The organism is Neorhizobium alkalisoli (genome assembly GCF_007829835.1).
Classification (GTDB): domain Bacteria; phylum Pseudomonadota; class Alphaproteobacteria; order Rhizobiales; family Rhizobiaceae; genus Neorhizobium.
In genome coordinates this window covers 432,860-457,909 of record NZ_VIWP01000003.1, presented here as the reverse complement: position 1 = coordinate 457,909, position 25,050 = coordinate 432,860, and the positions used below count along the sequence as shown (strand labels likewise).

The window sequence follows — 25,050 nt, the reverse complement described above, 5'->3', positions numbered from 1 at the left end:
TGGATATGACCGTGCTTTTGCGCCTCCGCCGACGTTCCATTCGGCTTGCCTAGGCGTTTCGCGGTTCCTCGCAGATTTTCCCAGTTCTGATCTTTTCGAGCGGCAGTCTATGCCGTGTCCATGAAATCCTGCCGGCCCGTGCCGGGTAACCGTGTCTTGCGGCTGCTCCTCGGGTCCGACTGACGGAGTTTTTCAATGTTCTCGTGGTTCGAGCGGCGTATCAATCCCTATCCGCAAGAGACGCCTGGCCGGCCGCCGACGGGCCTGCTGCCGTTTCTGTGGCATTATTCGAAACCGGTCTGGCCGTGGCTCCTTGTCACCGGGGTCTGCGCGGCTTTCGTCGCGCTCGGCGAAGTCATGCTCTTTCAGTTTCTCGGCGATATCGTCGATTGGCTGTCGCATGCCGACCGGGCGACCTTCCTCGACACGGAAGGACCGCGGCTATTGTTCATGGCGCTGGTCGTGCTGGTTTTCCTGCCGGGCGTTGCGGCCTTGAATTCTTTCGTCATGCATCAGGTGCTGATGGGCAATTTTCCGATGATCGCCCGCTGGCAGATGCACCGGTTCCTGCTGCGCCATTCGATGACCTTTTTCGCCAACGAGTTTGCCGGCCGGGTCTCGACAAAGGTGATGCAGACCTCGCTCTCCGTGCGCGAAGTTGTGATGAAGACGCTCGACGTCTTCATTTACGTCGTTACCTATTTCATCTCGATGGTCGTGGTGGTCGCCTCGGCGGATGCCCGGCTTGCCGTGCCGCTCGTCGTCTGGATCTGCGTCTATGCGGCGACCGTCGCCTATTTCGTGCCGCGGCTGCGCAAGATTTCCGCGCAGCAGTCGGATGCGCGCTCGCTGATGACCGGCCGCGTGGTCGACAGCTATACGAATATCGCCACCGTAAAACTGTTTTCGCATGCCGGACGCGAAGAAACCTATGCGAAGGAGGCGATGGACGTCTTCCTGAACACCGTGCACGCGCAGATGCGCAAGGTGACGATGTTCCAGGTGCTCGTCTATTTCTACAATTGCGCCGCACTTTTCGTCATCGGCGGGTTGTCGATCTGGTTCTGGCTCGACAGCGCCATCTCCATCGGCGCGATCGCCATCTCGATCGGCCTTGCCATGCGTATCAACGGCATGTCGCAATGGGTGATGTGGGAAGTCTCGGCGCTGTTCGAGAATATCGGCACGGTCTATGACGGCATGGCGATGATGACCAAGGATCACGACGTCATCGACCGGCCGGATGCGAAGGCGCTTTCCGCCCGGCAGGGGCATATAGTCTATGACAAGGTCGGCTTCCACTACGGCAAGGGCAGGGGCGTGATCGGCGCACTCACGCTCGATATCGCAGCCGGGGAAAAGGTCGGTCTTGTCGGCCGTTCCGGTGCGGGCAAGACGACGCTGATGAACCTTCTCCTGCGTTTCTACGATCTCGAATCCGGCCGCATCACCATCGATGGGCAGGATATTGCGGGCGTAACGCAGGATAGCCTGCGGGCGATGATCGGCGTGGTGACGCAGGATACGTCGCTGCTGCACCGGTCGATCCGCGACAACATCGCCTATGGCCGGCCGAATGCCACGGATGTCGAGATCATAGAGGCGGCGAAACGGGCGAATGCCTGGGATTTTGTCGAAGGGCTTTCCGACATGCAGGGCCGCAAGGGACTGGATGCGCATGTGGGCGAGCGCGGCGTCAAACTGTCCGGCGGCCAGAGGCAGCGGATCGCAATCGCCCGTGTCTTCCTCAAGGACGCACCGATCCTGGTGCTCGATGAGGCGACATCGGCGCTCGATTCCGAGGTCGAGGCGGCGATCCAGGAAAACCTTTTTGCCCTGATGCAGGGCAAGACGGTGATCGCGATCGCCCACCGGCTGTCGACGCTGACCGAAATGGACCGGCTGATCGTGCTCGACCGCGGAAAGATCGTCGAGACCGGCACGCATCAGCAGCTTGCTGGCGGCAATGGCATCTATGCGGATCTCTGGAACCGCCAGTCCGGTGGCTTCCTCGGAGATGAAGGACAGGAAGAGGCTGCGGCCGAGTAACGTCTCTGTTCTCGATGGTTTGAAAAGAATCCTGTCGGCGATCCGCCGGCAGGAAATCCGTTATTTTGTCGGTTTGTCACCCGCTCGGAATACGTGTTTTTGCGGCAGGTCTTAAAGAAGCACCATGCGGCGGTAAGTTTTTGTTCAGGCAAGCCTGCCACAAACGGAATCGAGCCCCGATGTCTTTCAAACTCCTGCGGTATTTTCATGAGCTCGATTAAAATCAAAATTCTTCTTCCGGCGCTTTTCGGTCTGATCGTCGTGCTGCTCGTTCTTCAGGGTGCGGCCGGCATGCGCTCGGTCATGCAACTGGAGCAACAGGCCGACAATATCAGCCTGCGCATGGACAAGTCGCTGATGATTGCCGGCATGGACCGCAGCATGTCGGATCTGCGCCGCCTTTATCTGATGGTCCTGTCGGCCAGCAATGCGGCCGACCAGAAGGAATGGCTCGACCAGGTCAAGGTCAAGACGAAGGAGCGCAATGCCGCTTTCGACGCTTTCGACGACCAGGGCGGCACCGCTCCGCGGCCGCGTTTCGATGCGTTGAAGCAGATCGTCGCCGATTACGACAAGCTCGGCGCCCAGTTCGTCGACTTTATCGAGAATTCGCGGGTCTATGACGCCAAGGCGGTTATCGCCGACATGGTGCCGAAGGGCGGCGAGGCCGGCAAGATCCTGCTGGATATGATCAAGGACAACCAGGTCGCTGCCGAAAAGGACAAGCAGGCCGTTGTCGAGGCAACCAGCTTCATCACCATTTCGACGATCGCAGGTGTTGCGGTCGCCGTGCTGATCGGCCTCGGTGCCGCGGTGATGAGCCTGTTCCGTGTCACGCGCCCGATCGGTTCGATCACCCGCGCCATGAACGCGCTCGCCGCCGGCGATAACAGAGTAGCGATCCCGCATGCGGAACGCCGCGACGAGATCGGCGAAATGGCAGCAGCCGTTGCCGTGTTCAAGGACAATGCGCTGGAGCGCGAGCGCCTGGAGGCCGAGACCGAAGCCAACCGCTCGATGAGCGAGCGCGAGCGTATCGCTCATGAACAGCAGAAGGCGCGGGAAGCCGCAGACGTTGCCTTCGCGGTCGAGAACCTCGGTCGGGGCCTGAAGAGCCTTTCGGATGGCGACATGACCTTCCGTATCAATCAGCCGTTTGCCGAGCATCTCGACACACTGCGTGGCAATTTCAACGAATCCGTCGGCAAGCTGCAGGACGTGCTGCGCGCCGTCGGCGACAATGCCCGGATGATCGATGCCGGTGCCAACGAGATCCGCGCGGCTGCCGACGATCTGTCCAAGCGCACCGAACAGCAGGCGGCTTCTGTAGAGGAAACGGCTGCCGCGCTCGAGCAGGTCAACAGCGCCATGAAGGATTCGGCGTCGCGGGCCGGCGAAGCTGGTCGCCTCGTGGATCACACCCGCAACGGCGCCGAAAAGTCCGGCGAGATTGTCCGCAATGCCGTCAGCGCGATGGAAGCGATCGCCACATCGGCTGGCGAGATTTCCAACATCATCGGTGTCATCGACGACATCGCCTTCCAGACCAACCTGCTTGCGCTGAACGCCGGTGTCGAAGCCGCCCGTGCCGGTGAAGCCGGCAAGGGTTTTGCCGTCGTCGCACAGGAAGTGCGTGAGCTGGCGCAACGCTCTGCGGCCGCTGCCCGCGAGATCAAGGGCCTGATCACCGGCTCCGGCGATCGCGTCCGCGGCGGCGTCGAACTTGTCGGCCAGACCGGCAAGGCGCTGGAAGAGATCGTTGCCAATGTGCAGCAGATCAACACCAATGTCGCCTCCATCGTCGTCGCCACCCGCGAACAGTCGACCGGCCTTGCCGAGATCAGTACTTCGGTCAACCAGATGGACCAGGGCACCCAGCAGAACGCCGCTATGGTCGAACAGACCACGGCTGCCAGCCACAGCCTCGCCACGCAGGCGGCCTCGCTGAACGAACTGCTGTCGCAGTTCAAGCTGGACGAAGGTTACCAGCCGGTGCGTGCTGCGACCCCCACCTCGCGTCCGGCTGCTTCGCCGGCCCGGGCCATGGGCGCCCGTATCGCCTCTGCCTTCGGCGGCGGTGCCGCTGCGGCCAAGCAGGAATGGTCGGAATTCTGAGTTTTGGGCGCCGACCCAAAATCGAACGATGGACGGCGGCCTTCGGGTCGCCGTTTTTCGTTCTGGAATAGCTTGCAGCGACTCGCGGCGGCCGCTAACTCTCAGGCATAGGCTTGGCCCGCGCCTCCTCCCTCCTTTCGGGAAAGTATCGCACATACGGGGTGACATCATCATCGAACCATCCGTTCGAGCACCGCATGAGGAGGGGTTGCGTTTTCGCTCGGTATGGAGGTCTTTCGATGAAACTTTCCGCACCTGTTTTCCAGTTGAAGCGCCGGGCAAAATTGATGGCCCGCAGCGCCGGCATGCCGCTCCACGCGGCTCTCGACACGATTGCCCGCGAGGAAGGATTTGCCCGCTGGAGCCTGCTGTCATCGCAGCTCGCGGCGGGCTCGCTTTCCGGTGCATTGCTGGGGCGGCTTGCTGATGGCGATCTTGTCCTGATCGCCGGCCGGCCCGGACAGGGCAAGACGATGCTCGGCCTGCAGCTTCTGCTTGATGCCGCCCGCGATGGGCGAAGAGCAGTGTTTTTCACGCTCGAATTCACCGAACGCCAGGCGCGCCATCATATCCGGTCACTGGCCGGTGATGGCGCTGAAAATACCAACATTGCCGATGCGGTGGAGATCGTCACATCGGACGAGATCAGCGCCGACTATATCATCCGCCACCTGGCCGGTGCCGCGCGGGGAACCGTTGCCGTCATCGATTATCTGCAGATCCTCGACCAGCAGAGGCGCAAGCCGCCGCTTGGCGAGCAGGTTCGGGCACTCGGTGATTTTGCCCGGGCGTCCGGGGTGGCGATCGGCGTGCTTTCGCAGATCGACCGATCCTTCGATCCGGCAGACAAGCGCTTGCCGGATATCCATGACATCAGGCTGCCCAACCTTGTCGATCTTGGCCTTTTCACGAAAGCCTGCTTCCTGCATGGCGGCGAGGCGCAGATACAGCACGTTGCCTGACAGATCTCCCGGCAGATGGCGGCTGTGGCCGTCATCTTGCCTTGCCTTCGACGATAGAGGTCGGCGGATTTTGCTGCATTACGGAAATATAACCTTCCGCCGCCTTTGCCGCCTGCCGTGAGGCCGCTATATCGGTCGCATGGGCATTACCGCACTGTTCCGCATTTTCGAAAACTGGATCTCACCATTCGCGCGGCAGGGCGACCTGAAGCCGCCCGAAAACGTGTTTGCCTTCATCTGGTTCTATATCTCCCAGGCCAAGGCGCCGTTCATCGCCATGCTGGTGCTCGGTGGCATCACGGCGGCGATCGAGGCTGCGCTGTTCTGGTTCGTCGGGCGGCTCGTCGATATTCTGGCGACGGTGAAGCCGGGTGACGGATGGGCCGGGCTGCTTTCCCAACATGGCGGCGAGCTGGTCGGCATGCTGGTGCTGATCGGCGTCGTGCGGTTCGTCGTGACGCTGCTGACGGCGCTGACCGACCAGCAGATCATCACGCCCGGTTTTTACAACCTGATGCGCTGGCAGTCCTACATGCACGTGGCGCGGCAGTCGCTGTCCTTCTTCCAGAACGATTTTTCCGGCCGCATCGTCACAAAGGTCTGGTCGGGCGGGCAGGCGGCGGGTGATCTCGTCACCTCGCTGATGGAAAGCGTCTGGTTCGTCTGCATCTATTCCGTGTCGATGCTTCTGCTCGTCGGTGGTCTCGACTGGCGGCTGGGGCTGCTTGTCTGTCTCTGGGTGGTCGTGTTCGGCTTTCTCGCCCGTTATTTCGTGCCGCGTATCCGCTACCATTCACGCGAGACGGCGGAGACGGCCTCGATGCTGTCCGGCCGCATGGTCGATGCTTATAGCAATATCCAGACGCTGAAACTGTTCGGGCGCGACGAGGCCAATGACCGCTACATGCGCGAAGGGTTCGAGACCTATCAGACGACGTTGATCATGTTCACGCGGTTCATCACTGGTGTGCGCGCCTCGATGGCGCTGCTCTCGGGCGTGATGATCGTCAGCATGGCGGCGCTCTGTATCGATCTCTGGCTTTCCGGCCGCATTACCTCCGGGGCGGTCGCCTTCACGCTGGCGCTGGTTCTGCGCCTGAATTTCCTGCTCAGCCGGCTGATGACGCAGTTCAATGGCATCATGCGCAATTTCGGCACCGTGCAGAATGCGGCCGAGCTGATTTCGCAGCCGATCGGGCTTGTCGATGTGCCGAATGCTACGGTCCTGAAAGTCGAAAGGCCGGAAATCCGTTTCGAGCATATCGGCTTTCATTACGGCAAGGCGTCAGGCGTCATCCGGGATCTGTCATTGACGATCCGGCCGGGCGAGAAGATCGGTATTGTCGGCCGGTCGGGGGCGGGCAAGTCGACGCTGGTCAATCTTCTCCTACGCTTCTACGACCTGCAATCGGGCCGGATCCTGATCGACGGGCAGGATATTTCCAAGGTCACTCAAGAGTCGCTGCGCGCCAATCTCGGCATGGTCACGCAGGATACGTCGCTGCTGCACCGCTCGATCCGCGACAACATCCTGTTCGGTAGGCCGGATGCAACGGATGCGCAGCTCACCGATGCCGTGCGCAAGGCGGAAGCCGATACATTCGTGCAGGCGCTGGAGGACCAGCGCGGCCGCAAGGGTTTTGACGCGCATGTGGGCGAGCGTGGTGTCAAGCTCTCCGGAGGGCAGCGGCAGCGGATCGCGATTGCGCGGGTCATGCTGAAGGATGCGCCGATCCTCGTGCTCGACGAGGCGACGTCGGCGCTTGATTCCGAAGTCGAGGCGGCGATCCAGTCCAATCTGGAGCGGCTGATGCAGGGCAAGACTGTGCTTGCCATCGCGCACCGGCTGTCGACGATCGCGACGCTCGATCGGCTGATCGTGATGGACAAGGGCGCGATCATCGAGGAAGGCACGCATGCCGAGCTGATCGAGGCGGGCGGTCTTTATGCCGAACTCTGGGCGCGGCAGTCGGGCGGGTTTCTCGGCGCCGAGGAAGAGCTTATCGCCCAGTGATGACGATGTCGGCGATCAGGCCGTCATGGTTGGAGCCGAGCGCATCCGGCATGCGTGTCAGCGTCCTGATCTTGAGGGGCGCCCGCACATAGACATGGTCGATCGGCACGCCGAATTTTCCGGCGCGCACCGGCCATGTGGCCTGTTCCCAGGCGGCCGTCCTGAGGTCTGTCCATTGCAGGAAGCCGATCATGTTCGGCGCCAGGCTCGATGCGTTGAAATCACCCGACAGAACGAGCGGACCATCCGTATCGGTGACCGCCAGCGCCGCCCGCATCAATTCCAGCGTATGGAAATTGTCGAAATAGGGCTTCGTCGTGTGGATGCCACCGACATGGATCGTGCGGCCCTGCAGCGTCACCTCGGCCATGATGAAGCGGTTGTCGAATATGCCGCTTAAGGATCGCACCGTGGCGTTTCGCAAGGGGACTTTGGACAGCATGAGCTGGTCGCAATCATCGACCATCACGCCGCAGCCGACCCTGTAGGGATAGGTTTCGCTGATCTGCCCCAGCGAATTGAGCAGCGGCTCGGCCTCCATGATGTTGACGATATCGGCGCCCGAGCCAATGATCGCTTGGGCGATCGCTGCTCCGTTTTCATAGTTTTCCGAAAGGATGTTGAACGACATCAGCCGGAAGCCTGGGCCTGCAGCCTCTGCTTCCGTGGGAGACGATGCCACTTCGCGGCCGATATAGAGCGAGTGGCCCACCAGGAACAGCGAAGCGGCGAGCAGCGCGTAGCTCAAGAGATTGCGCGACAGGATGAGTGCGAAAAGCATCGCTGCGACACAGGCGAGTGCGGCATGCAACTGCAGGCTATGCAGGGTCGCCAGCATCCAGTGCGGATGCACGTAACGCGTTGCAATGGCCAGAACCACAAGCGACACGATGACGCAGATGGCAACCGATAACGTCTGTCTCATTCAGATATTCCGAACCGGCAGCCACTGGGAAGCGAGGGCGTAACATGCCGCCCGTCCGCTTGCAACGTGTCGGCTTCGCATGCGCAAGGGGCGCAAATTGGGGCTTACGCGCTTTGCGTGCAGTGCAGCAAATTGCCAGGGCTTTTACGGTCGTGTCCGTGCGGCGGCATTTCGGGGGCAGAGCCTGCGAGAAACAGGGTGGGGCAAGCCGCGACATTGTACCGTGTAGGCACTTGCCAAGTGTGGAGTTAATCTGCGATCAAGCATTGGACGCGCCGGAATGCGAGGGGATTCTGTGGCCGAAATATGTCCGGATCCGATGCGCACGGAGGAGTGATGCGGGTTTTTCCCGCTAAAGCGTGAGAGGATGGATAGACGTGAGCGAGCAGGATACGCATAGCGAGGCGGTGGGCGAGCCCACCCGCCGTGACTTTCTATATTTGACGACCGGGATGGCGGGTGCCGTCGGTGCCGTTTCGGTGGCATGGCCCTTCATTGACCAGATGCGGCCGGATGCATCGACCCTGGCTTTGGCCTCGATCGAGGTGAATGTCGCGGCTCTGCAGCCCGGCATGTCGCTGACCGTCAAATGGCGCGGCAAGCCCGTCTTTATCCGCAACCGTACGCCGGAAGAGGTAACGGCTGCGGCAGCCGTGCCGCTCGACCAGCTGAAAGATCCGGTGGCGCGCAATGCCAACCTGCCGGCCGATGCGCAGGCAACCGGTGCCGACCGTTCTGGCGGCCAGGGCAAGGAGAACTGGATCGTGATGATCGGCTCCTGTACCCATCTCGGCTGCGTGCCGCTCGGCCAGTCCGGCGAATATAACGGGTGGTTCTGTCCCTGTCATGGCTCCGTCTACGATACGGCGGGCCGCATACGAAAAGGCCCGGCGCCGCAGAATCTGGCGATCCCGGCCTTCAAGTTTACGTCCGATACTGTGATCCAGATTGGCTGAGGGGGCATTCGATCATGAGCGGTCATTCCACATACCAGCCATCCACCGGTATTGAAAAATGGGTCGATTCGCGGCTGCCTTTGCCGCGTCTCATCCATGACAGTTTCATTTCCTATCCGGTGCCGCGCAATCTCAATTACGCCTATACGTTCGGCGCCATGCTGTCGGTCATGCTGATCGTGCAGATCGTCACCGGCATCGTGCTGGCCATGCATTACGTGGCATCGACGGGTGCTGCCTTCGACTCCGTCGAAAAGATCATGCGCGACGTCAATCATGGCTGGCTGCTGCGCTACATGCATGCCAACGGCGCATCGTTTTTCTTCATCGCCGTTTATCTGCATATCGCCCGCGGCCTTTATTACGGCTCGTACAAGGCGCCGCGCGAAATCCTCTGGATTCTCGGCGTCGTCATCTACCTTCTGATGATGGCGACCGGCTTCATGGGCTATGTGCTTCCCTGGGGGCAGATGTCCTTCTGGGGCGCGACCGTCATCACCGGCTTCTTCTCGGCCTTTCCTTTTGTCGGCGAATGGATCCAGCAGTTCCTGCTTGGTGGCTTTGCCGTTGAACAGCCGACGCTGAACCGGTTCTTCTCGCTGCATTATCTCCTGCCGTTCATGATCGCCGGCGTCGTTGTCCTGCATATCTGGGCGCTGCATGTGACCGGCCAGACGAACCCGACCGGCATCGAGGTGAAGACCAAGACGGATACGGTGGCGTTTACGCCCTATGCGACGCTAAAGGATGCGCTCGGCGTCTCGGTCTTCCTGATCTTCTACGCCTGGTTCATCTTCTACATGCCGAATTTCCTCGGCCATCCGGATAACTACGTTCCGGCCGATGCGCTGAAGACACCAGCCCATATCGTGCCCGAATGGTATTACCTGCCGTTCTACGCGATGCTGCGCGCCATCACCTTCAACATCGGGCCGATCGATTCCAAGCTCGGCGGCGTGCTGGTGATGTTCGGCTCGATCATCATCCTGTTCTTCCTGCCCTGGCTCGATACGTCGAAGGTCCGTTCGGCGGTCTACCGCCCCTGGTACAAGCTGTTCTTCTGGCTGTTCGTGGCAAATGCGATCCTGCTCGGCTGGCTCGGCTCGCAGCCGGCGGAAGGCGTGTTCACGCTGATGTCGCAGCTCGGCACGGTCTATTATTTCGGCTTTTTCCTGGTGATCATGCCGCTTCTCGGCCTGTTCGAAACGCCGACACGCATTCCCAATTCGATCACGGAGGCGGTTCTTGAGGAGAAGAATCGTCCGAGGCGTCCGCGTCCGGTCGTCGGCGCTCCTGTTGCCGATGAGGAACACGGGGAGGCGCATTGATGAGCGGCGCGGGAGAGAGGAACGCAATCATGAAGAAGCTTGCAGCAAGGTTCCTGCCACTGGTTCTTGTCGCAGGGTTTTGCAGCGCCGTCATGGCGCCGCAAGCCAGAGCGGAGGAGGAAAAGGCAGGGGCTGCAGCACAGCACGCCGAAGCCGAGACGCCGCATTACCCGCTCAAACATCCGAAGAGCGAGAAATGGACGTTTTCCGGACCCTTCGGGCACTATGACAAGACGCAGCTTCAGCGCGGCCTGAAAGTCTATGCGGAAGTCTGTTCCGCCTGTCATTCCATGCGTCTGGTGTCGTTCCGGACGCTGGAGGATCTCGGTTATTCCGACGCGCAGGTGAAGGCCTTTGCCGCCAATTACAAGGTGCAGGACGGACCGAACGACGAAGGCGAGATGTTCGAGCGGGCAGCCATCCCGTCCGACTATTTCCCGTCGCCTTATCCGAACGCGCAGGCCGCTGCTGCCGCCAATAACGGGGCGGCACCGCCGGACATGTCGCTGCTGGCCAAGGCACGCGGCATCACCCGCGGCTTTCCGCAGTTCATCTTCGACATGTTCACGCAGTATCAGGAAGGCGGACCGGACTATATCCACTCGCTGCTGACCGGATATGAGGAACCGCCGGCGGGCACGCAGGTGCCGGAAGGGGGGCACTACAACCCCTATTTCGCCAACGCCTCCTCGCTCGCCATGCCGAAGCCGATCAATGACGATCAGGTCACCTATGACGACGGCAGCCCGCAGACGGTCGACCAGTATGCCAGGGACGTTTCGGCCTTCCTGATGTGGACGGCGGAACCGCATCTGGAAGAACGCAAGCGCACCGGCTTCATGGTCATGGTGTTTCTGCTGATCTTCACCGTGCTGATCTACCTGACGAAGAAGTCGGTTTATGCCAACAAGGAGCATTGAGCTCCCTGAGGTTCAACGCATCAAAAAGGCGGCCTTCCGGTCGCCTTTTTTGTTGGGCTGGTGGGCGAGGCTTGATAGGTTGCGGCCTCATCTTTCAATCCAGTCGGACCATCATGCCAGTCAACGAAAAACTCGCCGCCTCCATTCGCGCCATCTATGATTACCCGAAGCCGGGCATCGTGTTTCGCGACATCACCACGCTGCTCGGCGATGCCGCGGCCTTCCGCACGGCGGTGGATGAGCTCGTGCATCCCTATCAGGGGCTCGGCGTTGACAAGATCGCGGGTATCGAGGCGCGCGGTTTCATTCTTGGCGGTGCACTGGCACATCAGCTTTCGGCCGGTTTCGTGCCGATCCGCAAGAAGGGCAAGCTGCCGCATGAGACGGTGCGGGTTGCCTATAGCCTGGAATACGGCGTCGACGAGATGGAAGTGCATGTCGATGCCGTCAAGCCCGGCGAAAAGGTGATCCTGACCGACGATCTGATCGCCACCGGCGGCACGGCCGAAGGTGCCGTGAAGCTGCTGCGTCAGCTCGGCGCGGAAATCGTGTCGGCCTGCTTCGTCATCGACCTGCCGGATCTCGGCGGCCGCAAGAAGCTTGAGGCGCTCGGTGTCGAGGTACGTACGCTGGTCGAGTTTTCCGGCCACTGATCGGTCCCATCCCATCAATTCTGGCGGGTTGCAGGTCGCTGCGAACCCGCTAGACTTGTCGCTTCTCCATATGGGTGAGGGGCCGATGGAATTTTCGACGATCGCAGCCTTTGCTGCCGCCTTCCTTGTTTTTGCCGCAAGTCCCGGGCCGGATAATATCACCATCGTCGCGCGGACTGTGAGCCACGGGGCAGCCTCCGGCATCGCTTACGGCGCCGGCACGGTAACCGGCATTCTGTTCTTCCTGTTTCTCGCATGTTTCGGATTATCGCTCGTTGCAGCCGAGATGGGGAGCGTGATGACCGTGCTGCGCTATGGCGGTGCGGCTTATCTCGTCTGGATGGGGCTAAAGCTCTGGTTTGCGGAGCCTGTGGCCGTGGATGTGAAACCGGAGCGGGGCAGTGGCGGACTGCTCGCAAGTTTTGCCACGGGTGTCGTGCTCAATCTCGGCAATCCGAAAATGCCGCTCTTTTACATCGCACTTCTGCCGAATGTCGTCGGTGCCGACCTTTCTTTCCGGCAGGCGGGCATTCTGGCCGCGGTCATCGTCGCGGTGGAGGCATTGGTGATCGGTGGGCATGTGTTTCTGGCGAGCCGCGCCCGCACGGCTCTGCGTCGGCCAAAAGTGCTTCGGCGGGTCAATCGCAGCTGTGGTGTCGTCATGGTCGGGGCAGGGGTGGCGGTCGTCGCTGCGCGTTAAAACGCGGGCGGTCGTTCACTCGAATTCGAGGACGGTGCCTTCGTAGCGCATCACGGTTTCGCCGCGCTGGTTGACGCCGTCATTGATCATCATGTTGATGAATGTACCGGGCCGCGAGGCGAGCGGGCGGCTGTCGGTGAGTGTCACCGAATAGGTGATGCTGTCGCCGGCATAAACGGGCTTCAGCCATTGCAGTTTTTTGAAACCGGGCGAAGGGCCGAGCTTTGGCGGTGTGACGCCCTGGCTTTCCAGTCTGGCCACTTCGGTTTCCCAATAGGCCAGAAACATCTTCATCCAGCCGGCGCAGGTATGCCAGCCCGAAGCGCAGAGCGCGCCGAAGACGTAATCCTTGGCCGCGACCGGATCCGTGTGAAACGGCTGCGGGTCGAATTTCTTCGCGAAACGGATGATGTCTTCGGCGGTGAAGAGCAGCGTGCCGGTCTCGATCCGTGTGCCGGGGGAGGAGAGTTCGATCAGTCTCATACCGTCCCCTTGGCTGCACCCTCGGCCGGATTGCGCACGCGGATCATGATCGGGTTTTCGCCGCGCATGACGATCTCGCCGTTTTGGTTTTCCACCTCGTGCAGGAATTTGACGAGGCCGATGCCGGGGCGGGAGCGCAAGGCGCGAGCCTCGATCACCGTCGAGCGGCCGGATAGTGTGTCGCCGGCCAGGACCGGCTTCTTCCATTCCATGAACTCGATGCCGGGAGATCCTTCGGAGGCCGAGCGGGACAGCCAGCCGTCATACATCATGCGCATGAACAGGCTTGCAGTGTGCCAGCCGGAAGCCGAAAGGCCGCCGAGAATGCTGGCCTTGCCGCCTTCTTCCGAGAGGTGCATGGACTGGGGGTCGAATTCCGATGCGAATTCGACGATCTCTTCCGCAAGGACCTGCCGTTCGGCGAGCGGGAAAGCCCTGCCTTCGACAAAATCCTCGAAATAATAGACCCAGCCGTTCACGCCGTTTCCGTCTTCGATCAGGTGTTGAAGCGGAAGTGGATGACGTCGCCGTCGTGGACGACGTATTCCTTGCCTTCGTCGCGGCCCTTGCCGGCTTCCTTGGCGCCGACTTCACCCTTGAAGGCGACGTAGTCGTCAAAGCCGATGGTGAAGGCGCGGATGAAGCCGCGTTCGAAATCCGTGTGGATGACGCCGGCTGCGGCCGGTGCCTTGGTGCCACGGCGGATGGTCCAGGCGCGGGTTTCCTTCGGGCCGACCGTGAAATAGGTGATCAGGTCGAGCAGGTGGTAACCGGCGCGGATCAGGCGGTCGAGACCGGCTTCCTCGAGGCCGAGAGCCGAAAGGAATTCTGCAGCTTCTTCTTCCGGCAGCTGCGCTACTTCGGCTTCGATCGCAGCCGAGATGATGACGCATTCCGCGCCTTGCGCCTTCGCCATTTCGGCGACCGCCTTCGTGTGCTCGTTGCCGTCGACGGCATCGCCCTCGGCGACGTTGCAGACGTAGAGGACCGGATGCGAGGTGAGGAGGTTGAGGCCCTTGAGGATCTCGATCTCTTCCGCCGCCAGCGTCTTCAGGAGAAGACGGGCCGGCTTGCCTTCGTTCAGGAGCTTGATGACGGCTTCCATGACCGGCAGCTGGGCAACCGATTCCTTGTCCTTGCCGGTGGCGCGCTTGCGGGTCTGTTCGACACGCCGCTCCAGGCTTTCGAGGTCGGCGAGCATCAGCTCGGTCTCGATCGTCTCGGCATCGCCGACCGGGTTGATGCGGCCTTCGACATGGGTGATGTCGTCGTCTTCGAAGCAGCGCAGGACGTGCACGACGGCATCGACTTCGCGGATATTGGCCAGGAACTTGTTGCCGAGGCCTTCGCCCTTCGATGCGCCGCGCACGAGGCCAGCGATATCGACGAAGGAGATACGGGTCGGAATGATTTCCTTGGAGCCGGCAATCGTCGCCAGCTGCTGCATGCGTGGATCGGGAACCGCCACTTCGCCGGTATTCGGCTCGATCGTGCAGAACGGATAGTTCGCCGCCTGTGCCGCCGCCGTCTTGGTGAGTGCATTAAAGAGCGTGGACTTGCCGACATTCGGCAGGCCCACGATACCGCATTTGAAACCCATGGGTCCGGACCCTGTATCTTTGAATTTTCGTTGGTCTGGCTATGGGGGAAAGTGGTCGGGCGGTCAAGGCTTGGGTTCCGATCCCGTCGTTCCCATTGCTTGTAGGTAAGGCATTTTTGCCTTACTTTAAGGGAAAGGAGATCTGCGATGGTCAGGCTTAAGGTGACTGCCAAGGGGCAGGTGACGCTGAAGAAGGAAGTTCTCGAACATTTTGGCGTAGAGCCGGGTGATGAGGTCGAAATCGACCTTCTTCCGGAAGGCCAGGGCAATATCCGGGCTGCCGGCCGGACGCGCAAGATAGAAAGCCTTTTCGGCATGTTCAGTAACAGGGACGCTCGATCGCACTCGATCGAGGAGATCAATGAGGCCATCGAGGCCGGTTATGCCGGCGAGATCAAGTCTTGAGGGCGGTCGTCGATACCAATGTGCTTGTTAGGATGTTCAGCACGATCATCCGGTCGAGACGCCGATCGCCGAGGAATTTCTCAAGTCCCACGATATTGTTGTTACCAACCAGACGGTTTGCGAACTCGCCTGGGTTTTGGCGCGCCTTTACAAGTTCACCAAGTCGGAGCTTGAGACGGCCATCGTCTATCTGAGCGAAACGGACAGCGTCTATCTGGACAATGCAGCAGTTGCGAGCGGGCTGTCATTTCTGAGGGCGGGTGGTGATTTCGCCGACGGCGTCATCGAATTCGAGGGACGCAGGCAGGGCGGCGAGGCCTTCGCCACATTTGATAGACGTGCTGCATCGATCGTCGAGAAACAAGGCAGGAAGGCCGTGTTGCTGGCAAGCGACTAAGCGGAAATCTCGAGCCGAAGTTCAGCGCCCTTCCTTGAATTGTCTCAATCGCAGTGCGATATGGAATTTATATCCATATCGCTATTTCAGACTGGCGAACGTCATCAGGAGATGCCGATGGCCGAAAACACGACCCTCAAACCGAAAACCGTGACCAAACCGAAGCTGGAGCGACCGAAGCTCTACAAGGTCATGCTGGTCAATGACGATTATACGCCGCGCGAATTCGTGACGATGGTGCTGAAAGCCGTGTTCCGGATGAGCGAAGAGACAGGGCATCGCGTGATGATGACGGCGCACCGGATGGGCGTTGCCGTCGTTGTCGTCTGTACGAAGGATATTGCCGAGACCAAGGCCAAGGAGGCGATCGACCTTGCCAAGGAGGCCGGTTTTCCGCTGATGTTCACGACGGAGCCGGAAGAATAAGGAGGCGAGCCGGCTGTTAGGCCGGCTCGGCCGAGTTCTTACTTCTTCTTGGGCGCCTTCACGCCAAGAGATTCGGCGCTGATCCAGAAAACACTGTCTTCCGACTCTGCCGTCTCGATCCAAAGGAATTCGAGATCGGGGAATTCCTCTTCGAGGATTTCGCGGCCGCTGCCGATTTCGCAGAGCATGCCGCCGCCCGGATTGAGATGTTTTGGCGCTTCGGTGAGAAGCTGGCGAACGATGTCGAGACCGTCGACGCCGCCGTCGAAGGCCATTTCCGGCTCGGCCCGGTATTCATCCGGGAACATCGCCATTTCCTCATGATCGACATAAGGCGGGTTGGTGATGATCAGATCGTATTTGCGGTTGCCGATCGGCGCGAAGAGATCGCCTTCATGCAGCTGCAGCCGGTCTTCCATCTCGTGATCGGCGACGTTGATCTTGGCCACTTCCAAGGCGTCGGCCGAGAGATCGACAGCGTCGATCTCGGCCATCGGAAAGAACTTTCCGGCCAGAATGGCAAGGCAGCCCGAACCGGTGCAGATATCGATGACGCTTTCGACCGATTCAGCGTCGGGAAGATAGGACGGCTCGTCGTCGCCGATATATTCGGAAAACAGGATCTCGCCGATATGCGAACGGGGCACGATAACGCGCTCGTCGACCTTGAAGCGGACGCCCTGGATATAGGAGCGGCCCGTGAGATAGGCGGAGGGCTTGCGGGTCGTCACACGCGCCTCGATCCGCTCCGCCAGCAGCTTGCGCTCTGCAGCAGTCAGGCGGGCATCAAGGAAGGGATCGAGCGTGTCGATCGGCAGATCGAGCGAGTCCAGCACAAGGAAGGCGGCATCGTCGATGGCCCGCGTCGTGCCGTGGCCGAATGTCAGGCCGGCAGCGTTGAAACGTGAAATGGCATAACGCCAGTAGTCGCGAAGGGTGACGAGTTCGTCGGTAATATTATTTGTGCTCAAAGGAAGGCCTCATCCGGTTTGGCATTTCCATAACTGCTTGACGGCGTCTGTTCCACCGCAATCTGCTACCGCATCGTTCGGCTGAACGCACCAAAACCGGGTGCGTTCCGGTCACCCTCAGTCGCCCTTGTTGCCGAACATCTTTTTCAGCATGTCGGCCATCGGGCCCGTCGTCGGAATGTTCGGCTTGCCGCCGCCGCGGGCCTGATGAACGTGGGATTTGCCGGCGGGCTTGGGCGAAGGCTGCCCCTCGGGCTTTTTCGCGGCCGGCTTCGGCTTTTCCTCGTCCGGCTTGGCACCGACGGCAAGGGCAAGCTTGTTCATCAGTTGCGAATCCTCGCCCTTGACCAGCATGGCTGCATTGTCGGCAAGCGTGTCCAGCAGCGGCTCCAGCCAGACCCGGTCGGACTTGGCGAAATCGCCGAGCACATGGTTGTGCACCTGTTCCTTGGAGCCGGGGTGGCCGATGCCGAGGCGCAGGCGGCGGTATTCCTTGCCGCAATGGGCATCGAGCGATTTGACGCCGTTATGGCCGCCATGGCCGCCGCCGGTCTTGATGCGGGACTTGCCGGGCGGCAGGTCGAGTTCGTCATAGATGGCGACGATGTTTTCGGGGCCGAGCTTGTAGAAGCGCATGGCCTCGCCGACGGATTCGCCTGACAGGTTCATGTAGGTCTGCGGCTTGACCAGTAACACCTTCTCGCCGCCGATCTCGCCCTCGGAAATCTCTGCCTTGAATTTCTTCGACCAGGGCGAAAATTCGGGGCGACGCTGGATCGCGTCGAGCGCCATGAAGCCGATATTGTGCCGGTTGCCGGCATATTGGCTGCCGGGATTGCCGAGACCTGCGAGGATCAACATGCGCCATTTCCGTGTTTCGATGGTTTCTCACCACATCGAAACAGGAATGAAGTCAACCCGTTTGTGTCTCCGTGCGGATCATTTCGGCGGGTTCAGGCCATAGCGGCGATAGATCTCCGCCATCCGACCGTCGCGCTTCATCGCGTCCAGACTGTTCTGCATGCGGGCGATGGTTTCGTCGGCCATATCCTTCTGGCAGGCGATGCCGAATTGCTGCAGGGCAAATTGCATCACCTTCTCGACCGGCGTTCCATTGCGCTTCAGCCGGTCATAGACATTTTCCGACATCGGCATCATGTCGATCCGTCGGTCGAGGAGCTTGCGCAGGCTGGTATCGAAATCGGCGCTGATATCGATCTTCTGAAAGCCCCAGTTGGTCAGAAGCCCTTCCGTGTAATCGCCGCGATGGGTACCGACCATATATCGCTTGGCGTCATCGATCGTCGCCGCCCTGACATCGGAATCGATGTGGCGCACGAGAATGTTGGGGCTTGTCGAAAGAGGTATAACCCACTTGAAGCGGTTTTCGCGATCAGGCGTCATCGCGGTCGTAAAGACGCAATTGTTGGCTTTGGTCTCGGCAAGAGCGATTGCGCGCGCCCAGGGCAGCATTTCCAGGCTGTAGGGCAGGCGGGCATCCCGCATGATCGTTTCCACCTGCTCGATAGCCGTGCCCTTATAGGTCCCGTCGGCATCGCGGTAACTGAAGGGAGGATAGGACTCGGTCTTGAGCTCCACCATTTCCTCAGCCCGCAGTGCGCCTGCTAGGCAGAATATGGTCAGGGCCAGTGCTACTGCCTTCATCTGTCGACTCCGGGTGGAATGTAATCGTGTCTCAAATCCGTGGATGTTGCAAATCTTCTGTTGGTTTATCCTGCCATCGATGCGACGGGAACTTGTTCTGCGCGCAATCCCGACAGGAGATCATTGATCTCGCGCGGCTTGGAGAAGTAATAACCCTGCGCGTAATCTACACCCATGTCGATCAGTGTCGATCTCTGCTGACTGGTCTCGACGCCTTCGGCGACGATCTTGCAGTTCATCTTCCGTGAGATCGCCGTGATGCCTTCGATCAGCATCTTGTTCTTGCGGCCGATTTCGCCCTGCTGGTCGAGCGAGCGGATGAAGGACTGGTCGATCTTGACGATGTCGACGGGGAAACGGCTCATGTAGCTCAGCGACGAATAGCCGGTTCCGAAATCGTCGAGCGCGATGCGGCAGCCAAAGCCCTGGATCTCGTTGAGGATAGTGCGGATCTCCGGGTTGTCGTGCATCAGCACGGCTTCGGTGATTTCAACGACCAGTCGCGACGGGCGGATCGCGTAGCGGCTGAGAAGGGCTGCAAGCCGGCTGGGCAGGCCTGCATCGAACTGCAGGGGCGAGAAATTGACCGCGACATAGCTGTCGGCCATGCCGGAGAGGCGCGACACGCGTGCGAGATTGGCGAGCGCGTCTTCGAGAATGAGGTTGCCGATCTGGCCGATCGTGCCGTTCTCTTCTGCGACGGCGATGATGCCTGCGGGGGAGAGCAGGCCTTTTCGCGGATGGCGCAGGCGCATCAGCGCTTCGAAGCCGGCGGGTACGCCGGTGACGATATCGACGATCGGCTGGAAATGCGCCTCGAACCAGTTGGCGGCAATGCCGACCTCGACATCGCTTTCGATCTCGGCGCGTTCACGCGTTTTGTCGAGGATGGAGGAATCGTAGACCTGCGCGCCGTTCTTGCCGTCCCGCTTGCGCGCATACATGGCAAGGTCTGATTTCTGCAGAAGGTCCGCGCCGGATGTGGCGTGGATCGGATAGATGGCAAGGCCGATGCTGGCGCTGAGACGCACACCCGTGCCTTCGGCACGGAACGGCACTTCGAAGAGATCGACGATCTTCTGGCAGAGTTCGGCTGCCGATTTGCCTGCGGCGTCGCCGGCCAAGAGAACCGCGAATTCGTCGCCGCCCAGTCGCGATGCCGCATCACTGCTGCGCAGCAGCGGCTGGAGGCGCTCGACGAACTGGCACAGGACGGCATCGCCGGCGGCATGGCCGAGATTGTCGTTGATCGCCTTGAATCGGTCGAGATCGATGAACAGGCAGGAGACTTCGCCGCCGACCGCATCCGCCTCTGCGATCTTCTGTTCCAGAAAAGCTTCAAAACCCTGTCGGTTCAGAAGGCCGGTCAGGTGATCCGAGATGGCCTGCTGGTGGTTGCGCATTTCCGACTGGCGCAGTTCCGTCACGTCTGTCATGACGCTGAGCGAGCCCGGAACATTGCCGCCGACGGCACCGAGTTCGGTTTCCACGATCAGCACGTCCATCACCTTGCCGTCGCTGCACAGGAAAGGCAGGGTAATCTCGATGGCAGCGCCTGCCGAGCGTTTCTTCTGCTTGCGGTTTTCGTAAAGGGTGCGGTCCTGGAGCGCGACCAGATGCGAAAACGGGCGTCCGACCACGTCTGCGCGCTGATAGCCGGTTGCGAGCAGCCAATAGTCGCTGACGGCGGCGATCTCGTCTGCGGGGTTCAGCGAGAACAGCATGGCGGGTGTCAGGTTGTAGATTTCCGTCGTCTGCTGGTGGGCGCGCTTCAGTTCGCGTTCCTCACGCTCGAGTAGCGCCTGCATTTCGTTGAAGCTTTTGGCGAGGCGACCCATTTCGTCGGTGGAGCGCCAGTCGACGTGGTGGCGGGAGCCAAGACGGCGGGTTGCTTCGATGGCGGCCGTCAGCCGCAAGAGCGGCTTGATCACCATGACGCGGTTGCCGAGAATGGCGGCGCCGAACACGGTGAGAATGGCGATGATGAAGATGGAGATGAACGCGAGCTCCATCTCGTGCAGGGTCGAGAACCAGCCGAGCGTCGGAATGGCAACGGTGATCGTGCCGACTTCGCGCGTGCCATTGGCGGATTTATAGGTTATCTGACGTGATATTTCGGTGAGGCTGGCAATCTCGGAGCGATCAACGTCGATTTCGGAAATGTCGATCTTGCCGGTATTGTCCGTCACGTGCACGACATGGATCATCGGGTCGGCGATCAGCATGGCGACGATCTGGTGGATGCTTTCCGAATCCAGATCCCAGAGCGGCCGTGCCAGCGCCTGCGAATTTGTCGTCAGCATGACGTCGATATGTTCGCTCTGATTGCGTGCGGCCTGCTGCGACGAAAGCGCGAGGAAAAGCGTGAATAGCGGGGCGACGACCACCAGGAGTGCGCCTGAAATGATCGCGATAAATCGACTCTCAACGGAATGAGTCATCCGTTCCCCACAAAATTTGCTTAGACATAAGTCAAAGGTATTTTTTATCGTTCAGTAGTTGGGGCGCATCCTTCCAGCGATTGATTAAAACTTTGCTGAAATGGAAATGGCAAATAAAGCATGCGCGGCAGCAAAGTTATCAATCTGACGCGCTTTTGCTTTGACATTTATTCAAATTTGAAATTTCGAGCATTAAAAAACCCGCCTTCGTGAGAAGGCGGGTTTTTATTCAACGGATTGTAGCTGCGATTACTCGCTGGCTTCAGTCGTTTCGTCTTCGGACACGCCGGCAGCCGGTGCAACGATCGTTGCAATGGTGAAGTCGCGGTCGGTGATGACCGGACGAGCGCCCTTCGGCAGCTTGACGTGCGAGATGTGGATGCTGTCGCCGATCTTCGCGCCGGTCAGGTCGACCGTCAGGAATTCCGGAATGTCGCTTGCCGGGACATGCAGCTCGACTTCGTGGCGAACGATGTTGAGAACGCCGCCAACCTTGATGCCGGGAGCCTTGTCTTCGTTGACGAAGTGAACCGGGACTTCAACGTTGACTTCCGTGTTACCGGAAACGCGCAGGAAATCCACGTGCATGGTGAAGTCGCGAACCGGATCCAGCTGGTAATCCTTCGGCAGGACGCTGATCTTTTCGCCGTTGACGTCGATCGTCGCGATGGTGGTCATGAAACCGCCAGCGTGGATACGCTTCGTCACTTCGTTGGTGTTCAGTGCGATTGCAATGGGGGACTGCTTGTCACCATAGATGACGGCAGGAATAAAACCGTTGCGGCGAAGTTCACGGGCGGACCCCTTACCTACCCGTTCGCGCGCCTCGGCCTTGAGCTCATACGATTCGTGGCTCATGGCATGTCCTTTCGAGGTTATTTGGAGAGTTCGTCACAGCGGCAATCGCCGTGTCAAACTGGAGGGCATCGTCCGACGCTCTCCATCCGCGTTGCCTCCAAGGGTGTCTGCGCGGACGCGGTCCCTATAATATATGGCGCCCCGTGATGCAAGCTGTGATGCAGGCGTGACGACGCCGGCATTCAGGGGCCGGCATATGCGCTTATGGTGTGCGGCGCACAACGGCAGGTTCGCTGCATGGCCGGCCATAACTCCAGATGGGAACCGGTTCTCTTTGCATTAAGCATGTTAGCGAAGAGAAATGCATGCCGGGGCGAAAAAGCCGGATTTGACGGGGTTTGTTAAGCGGCTTCGGTCAGGACTGCAACAGTTTCGGGGGAAACCGATTAATGTATGCCGTACTGAACTGCCTCGCTTATGAACATAATCCTGCACTCGTCCTTCTAGCGGGCGTGCTCTGCTATCTGGCGAACATGGCGACCGTCACCTTTATCGGTCGGGCCAAGGAAGCCAGCCATGGAGTGCTGATCGGCTGGATCGCGATCGCGGGTGCAGCCGGCGGCTTCGGCATCTGGTCGACGCATTTCGTTGCGATGCTCGCTTACGACCCCGGCCTCACCGTTACCTTCGATATCGTTGCGACGCTGATCTCGCTTGCGCTGGCTTTCTTTGCCACGTTTGCAGCGGGCCTGATCGTCGTGCTGCTGAAAGGACGCCAGGGAGCCGTCGCTGCCGGTGTCGTGTTCGGCGCGGGCGTCGCCTGTATGCATTTCACCGGCATGTCGGCGCTGGAATTCGGCGGCAAGATGGTCTGGTCGCAGCCACTGGTGCTGGCGTCGATTGCAGCTTCCGTCCTGACCGCACCGCTTGCCTTTCTCCTGACGCAGGGCAGGGCGCTCAAGTCGACGTCGATTGCCGCGGCAACTCTCTCGCTCGGCATCGTGGCCATGCATTTCATCGCCATGGGCGCGGTGACGCTGGTGCCGGATGCCGGCGTCAGCCTCGATACCGGCGAGCTTTCCAAGCCGCTGATGCTGGCGACGATCGTCGCGGTCTCCCTGTCGCTGATCGGATCGGGCCTTGCCGTTTCCGCCGTGACGGGTCGTGCCCAGAAATCCTCCAAGGCCAGCGAAGCCAATTTCCAGCTTCTGGTGCGTGGTGTTACCGACTACGCTATCTACATGCTCGATCCGGATGGTGTCGTGACCAACTGGAATGCCGGCGCCGAGCGCGCCAAGGGCTATACAGCCAAGGAAATCGTCGGGCAGAATTTTGCCCGCTTCTACTCCGCCGACGAACAGGCGCGCGGCATGCCGCAGCTTGCCTTGCAGACGGCGCGCGAGAACGGCCGCTTCGATGCGGAAGGCAAGAGGTATCGCAAGGACGGCACCTGGTTCTGGGCGCATGTGGTGATCCAGCCGGTGCGCGACGACGAAAATCAGCTCGTCGGTTATACCAAGATCACCCGCGACGTGACGCGTCAGAAGCAGGACAGCGATCGTATCGCGGTCGTAACGCAGAACCTCGATCTGGCGCTCGAAAACATGACGCAGGGCATCTGCCTTTTCGATCGTGATGAAAGGCTCATCCTCGCCAACGGCCGCTACAGCCAGATCTTCAAGTTCCCCGAAGGGTTTGTCGTTCCGGGCATGAGCTATTGGGAGATGATCGCCAAGGGTTATTCCGTCGCAATCGATGACGAAGCCGAAGCCTTGCAGCGGGCGCAGGAGCACTACGAGCGATACAAGAAGGCGCTCAACTCGATGGAAAACGCGATCCTTCACAGGACGATGTCGGGTCGGACCATTCGCGTCAATCTCAACCCGCTTCCCAAGGGCGGCTGGGTCGCAACGTTCGAGGACATTACCGAGCGGATCAAGACCGAGGAAAAGATCGCCTTCATGGCGCGGCATGACAGCCTGACCAAGCTTCCCAACCGCGCGGCTCTGGTGGATCATCTCGAGACGGAAGTCTCGAATGCTTCGGGGAATATCGCCGTCATCGGCATCGATCTCAACAAGTTCAAGCAGATCAACGACCAGCTCGGCCATGCGGTCGGCGACCGCGTGCTGAAGGAAATCTCCAGCCGGATGCAGTCGATGATCCGTACCCACGAAATGGTCGGGCGCTTCGGCGGCGACGAATTCGTGGCGGTGAAGCGGTATTCGGATATTGCCGAAGTCCAGGAGTTTCTCGACCGGCTGCAGAGCGCCTTCAGCCTGCCGATCCAGATCGACCGTCTGCGCATGAGCCCCGGCGCCAGCATGGGCGTTGCGCTTTATCCGCATGATGGCCAGTCGCCGGAAGCGCTGATCGCCAATGCCGATCTTGCCATGTACCGCGCCAAGGCGTCGCTGACGCGCGATATCTGCTTCTACGACGTGGAAATGGATGAAGCGGCCCGCGACCGGACGAAGATGGCCAAGGAACTCTGGACGGCGATCGAGGAAAACCAGTTCCGCCTGCATTATCAGGTCCAGAAGTCGGTCTCGACCGGCGAGATCACCGGTTACGAAGTGCTCCTGCGCTGGCATCATCCGGAACGCGGCAATGTCTCGCCGGCCGACTTCATCACCGTTGCCGAGGAATGCGGCGCGATCCTGCCGATCGGCGAATGGGTTCTGCGGCAGGCATGCATCGAAGCGGCGAGTTGGCCCAACAATTACAAGGTCGCGGTCAACCTTTCGCCGGTGCAGATCGCCCATGCGGACATGCCGGCACTCGTTCATTCCGTTCTCTTCGAAACGGGCCTGAGCCCGCGCCGGCTGGAACTGGAAATCACCGAGAGCTCGATCATCAGCGACAAGCAGCGGGCGCTCAACGCGCTGCGCTCGATCAAGGCGCTCGGCGTCTCGATCGCGATCGACGATTTCGGCACGGGTTATTCGTCGCTCGAGACGCTGCGCTCCTTCCCGTTCGACAAGATCAAGCTCGACCGGAGCTTCCTGATCGAGGTGGAAAACAGCGACGAGGCGAAAGCCATGGTACGGGCCATCCTGGCGCTCGGGCAGGGCCTGCGTATTCCGGTTCTGGCGGAAGGCGTTGAAACGACCGATCAGCTCGACATCCTGCGCGATGAAGGCTGCCACGAGGTTCAGGGCTATCTGTTCGGCAAGCCCATGCCGATGGGCGATCAGCTGGAAATCGAAGTCGAGGCGGCCTAAACGCCTCCGTTACCCAAC

The 25,050-nt window shown here is 60.3% G+C and carries 22 protein-coding genes; 13 read left to right on the top strand and 9 right to left on the bottom strand.

Annotated elements, in window-relative coordinates:
- Window positions 1–195 precede the first annotated feature (195 nt).
- The 4 genes from FHW37_RS13000 to FHW37_RS12985 all read left to right on the top strand — a co-directional run bounded on the left by FHW37_RS13000 (window position 196) and on the right by FHW37_RS12985 (window position 7,140).
- Window positions 196–2,049 (top strand): ABC transporter ATP-binding protein, encoded by a 1,854-nt coding sequence (locus FHW37_RS13000; RefSeq protein WP_145637000.1) that lies wholly within the window; start codon window positions 196–198, stop codon window positions 2,047–2,049.
- 207 nt (window positions 2,050–2,256) lie between these two features.
- Window positions 2,257–4,164, top strand: coding sequence for a methyl-accepting chemotaxis protein (locus FHW37_RS12995; protein ID WP_145636997.1), 1,908 nt, complete (start codon window positions 2,257–2,259; stop codon window positions 4,162–4,164).
- Between the two features lie 239 nt (window positions 4,165–4,403).
- Window positions 4,404–5,126 carry a DNA helicase gene (locus FHW37_RS12990; RefSeq protein ID WP_145636995.1) on the top strand — a complete coding sequence of 241 codons (723 nt, stop codon included), beginning with the start codon at window positions 4,404–4,406 and terminating at the stop codon, window positions 5,124–5,126.
- A gap of 139 nt (window positions 5,127–5,265) precedes the next feature.
- Complete coding sequence (locus FHW37_RS12985) at window positions 5,266–7,140, top strand: ABC transporter ATP-binding protein (protein ID WP_145636992.1); 1,875 nt, start codon at window positions 5,266–5,268, stop codon at window positions 7,138–7,140.
- On the opposite strand, the gene FHW37_RS12980 is transcribed toward FHW37_RS12985, so the two are convergent.
- On the bottom strand, window positions 7,127–8,065 hold the full coding sequence (locus FHW37_RS12980) for an endonuclease/exonuclease/phosphatase family protein (protein ID WP_145636989.1): 939 nt from the start codon (window positions 8,063–8,065) through the stop codon (window positions 7,127–7,129). The two genes, FHW37_RS12985 and FHW37_RS12980, sit on opposite strands and share 14 nt — an antisense overlap.
- 377 nt (window positions 8,066–8,442) lie before the next feature.
- On the opposite strand from FHW37_RS12980, the gene petA reads away from it, so the two are divergent.
- From petA to FHW37_RS12955, 5 genes are all read left to right on the top strand, one after another.
- A complete protein-coding gene (gene petA / locus FHW37_RS12975) occupies window positions 8,443–9,021 on the top strand; it encodes a ubiquinol-cytochrome c reductase iron-sulfur subunit (RefSeq protein WP_145636986.1) in 579 nt (192 codons plus the stop codon).
- Window positions 9,022–9,035: 14 nt separating this feature from the next.
- Window positions 9,036–10,349, top strand: a complete 1,314-nt coding sequence (locus tag FHW37_RS12970) for a cytochrome b (RefSeq protein WP_246690756.1) — start codon at window positions 9,036–9,038, stop codon at window positions 10,347–10,349.
- 29 nt (window positions 10,350–10,378) lie between these two features.
- The gene (locus FHW37_RS12965) at window positions 10,379–11,269 is read left to right on the top strand and encodes a cytochrome c1 (protein ID WP_145636983.1); all 891 of its coding nucleotides are present in this window, start codon (window positions 10,379–10,381) and stop codon (window positions 11,267–11,269) included.
- Between the two features lie 113 nt (window positions 11,270–11,382).
- On the top strand, window positions 11,383–11,922 hold the full coding sequence (locus tag FHW37_RS12960) for an adenine phosphoribosyltransferase (RefSeq protein WP_145636981.1): 540 nt from the start codon (window positions 11,383–11,385) through the stop codon (window positions 11,920–11,922).
- 85 nt (window positions 11,923–12,007) lie between these two features.
- Window positions 12,008–12,622 carry a LysE family translocator gene (locus FHW37_RS12955; protein WP_145636978.1) on the top strand — a complete coding sequence of 205 codons (615 nt, stop codon included), beginning with the start codon at window positions 12,008–12,010 and terminating at the stop codon, window positions 12,620–12,622.
- A 15-nt stretch (window positions 12,623–12,637) separates the two neighbouring features.
- Here FHW37_RS12955 and FHW37_RS12950 read toward each other — a convergent pair whose 3' ends face one another.
- From FHW37_RS12950 to ychF, 3 genes are read right to left on the bottom strand one after another with little or no spacing between them, the layout of a single operon-like run.
- Window positions 12,638–13,105, bottom strand: coding sequence for a MaoC family dehydratase (locus tag FHW37_RS12950; RefSeq protein ID WP_145636975.1), 468 nt, complete (start codon window positions 13,103–13,105; stop codon window positions 12,638–12,640).
- A complete protein-coding gene (locus tag FHW37_RS12945) occupies window positions 13,102–13,584 on the bottom strand; it encodes a MaoC family dehydratase (RefSeq protein WP_145636972.1) in 483 nt (160 codons plus the stop codon). Before FHW37_RS12945 ends, FHW37_RS12950 begins: the two co-directional genes overlap by 4 nt.
- Before the next feature lie 17 nt (window positions 13,585–13,601).
- Window positions 13,602–14,705, bottom strand: a complete 1,104-nt coding sequence (ychF, locus tag FHW37_RS12940; protein WP_145636969.1) for a redox-regulated ATPase YchF — start codon at window positions 14,703–14,705, stop codon at window positions 13,602–13,604.
- 147 nt (window positions 14,706–14,852) lie between these two features.
- On the opposite strand from ychF, the gene FHW37_RS12935 reads away from it, so the two are divergent.
- The 3 genes from FHW37_RS12935 (at window position 14,853) to clpS (ending at window position 15,933) form a co-directional block, all read left to right on the top strand.
- A complete protein-coding gene (locus tag FHW37_RS12935; protein ID WP_145636966.1) occupies window positions 14,853–15,110 on the top strand; it encodes an AbrB/MazE/SpoVT family DNA-binding domain-containing protein in 258 nt (85 codons plus the stop codon).
- Window positions 15,111–15,246: 136 nt separating this feature from the next.
- Window positions 15,247–15,507 carry a type II toxin-antitoxin system VapC family toxin gene (locus FHW37_RS12930; RefSeq protein ID WP_145636963.1) on the top strand — a complete coding sequence of 87 codons (261 nt, stop codon included), beginning with the start codon at window positions 15,247–15,249 and terminating at the stop codon, window positions 15,505–15,507.
- 117 nt (window positions 15,508–15,624) lie between these two features.
- Window positions 15,625–15,933 (top strand): ATP-dependent Clp protease adapter ClpS, encoded by a 309-nt coding sequence (clpS, locus tag FHW37_RS12925; RefSeq protein WP_145636958.1) that lies wholly within the window; start codon window positions 15,625–15,627, stop codon window positions 15,931–15,933.
- A 38-nt stretch (window positions 15,934–15,971) separates the two neighbouring features.
- Here clpS and prmB read toward each other — a convergent pair whose 3' ends face one another.
- The 5 genes from prmB to FHW37_RS12900 form a co-directional block, all read right to left on the bottom strand.
- Window positions 15,972–16,904: a 50S ribosomal protein L3 N(5)-glutamine methyltransferase gene (prmB, locus tag FHW37_RS12920; RefSeq protein WP_145636955.1), complete on the bottom strand. Its 933-nt coding sequence runs from the start codon at window positions 16,902–16,904 to the stop codon at window positions 15,972–15,974.
- Window positions 16,905–17,021: 117 nt separating this feature from the next.
- Window positions 17,022–17,765, bottom strand: coding sequence for an aminoacyl-tRNA hydrolase (gene pth / locus FHW37_RS12915; RefSeq protein ID WP_145636952.1), 744 nt, complete (start codon window positions 17,763–17,765; stop codon window positions 17,022–17,024).
- A gap of 78 nt (window positions 17,766–17,843) precedes the next feature.
- Window positions 17,844–18,569 carry a substrate-binding periplasmic protein gene (locus FHW37_RS12910; RefSeq protein WP_145636949.1) on the bottom strand — a complete coding sequence of 242 codons (726 nt, stop codon included), beginning with the start codon at window positions 18,567–18,569 and terminating at the stop codon, window positions 17,844–17,846.
- A gap of 65 nt (window positions 18,570–18,634) precedes the next feature.
- Entirely contained in the window at window positions 18,635–21,010 is a 2,376-nt protein-coding gene (locus FHW37_RS12905) for a putative bifunctional diguanylate cyclase/phosphodiesterase (protein WP_145636946.1), read from the bottom strand.
- Window positions 21,011–21,259: 249 nt separating this feature from the next.
- Window positions 21,260–21,868: a 50S ribosomal protein L25/general stress protein Ctc gene (locus tag FHW37_RS12900; RefSeq protein ID WP_145636943.1), complete on the bottom strand. Its 609-nt coding sequence runs from the start codon at window positions 21,866–21,868 to the stop codon at window positions 21,260–21,262.
- A 389-nt stretch (window positions 21,869–22,257) separates the two neighbouring features.
- Here FHW37_RS12900 and FHW37_RS12895 point away from each other — a divergent pair, with 389 nt between their 5' ends.
- Window positions 22,258–25,032 (top strand): bifunctional diguanylate cyclase/phosphodiesterase, encoded by a 2,775-nt coding sequence (locus FHW37_RS12895; protein ID WP_145636940.1) that lies wholly within the window; start codon window positions 22,258–22,260, stop codon window positions 25,030–25,032.
- The last annotated feature ends 18 nt before the right edge of the window (window positions 25,033–25,050 follow it).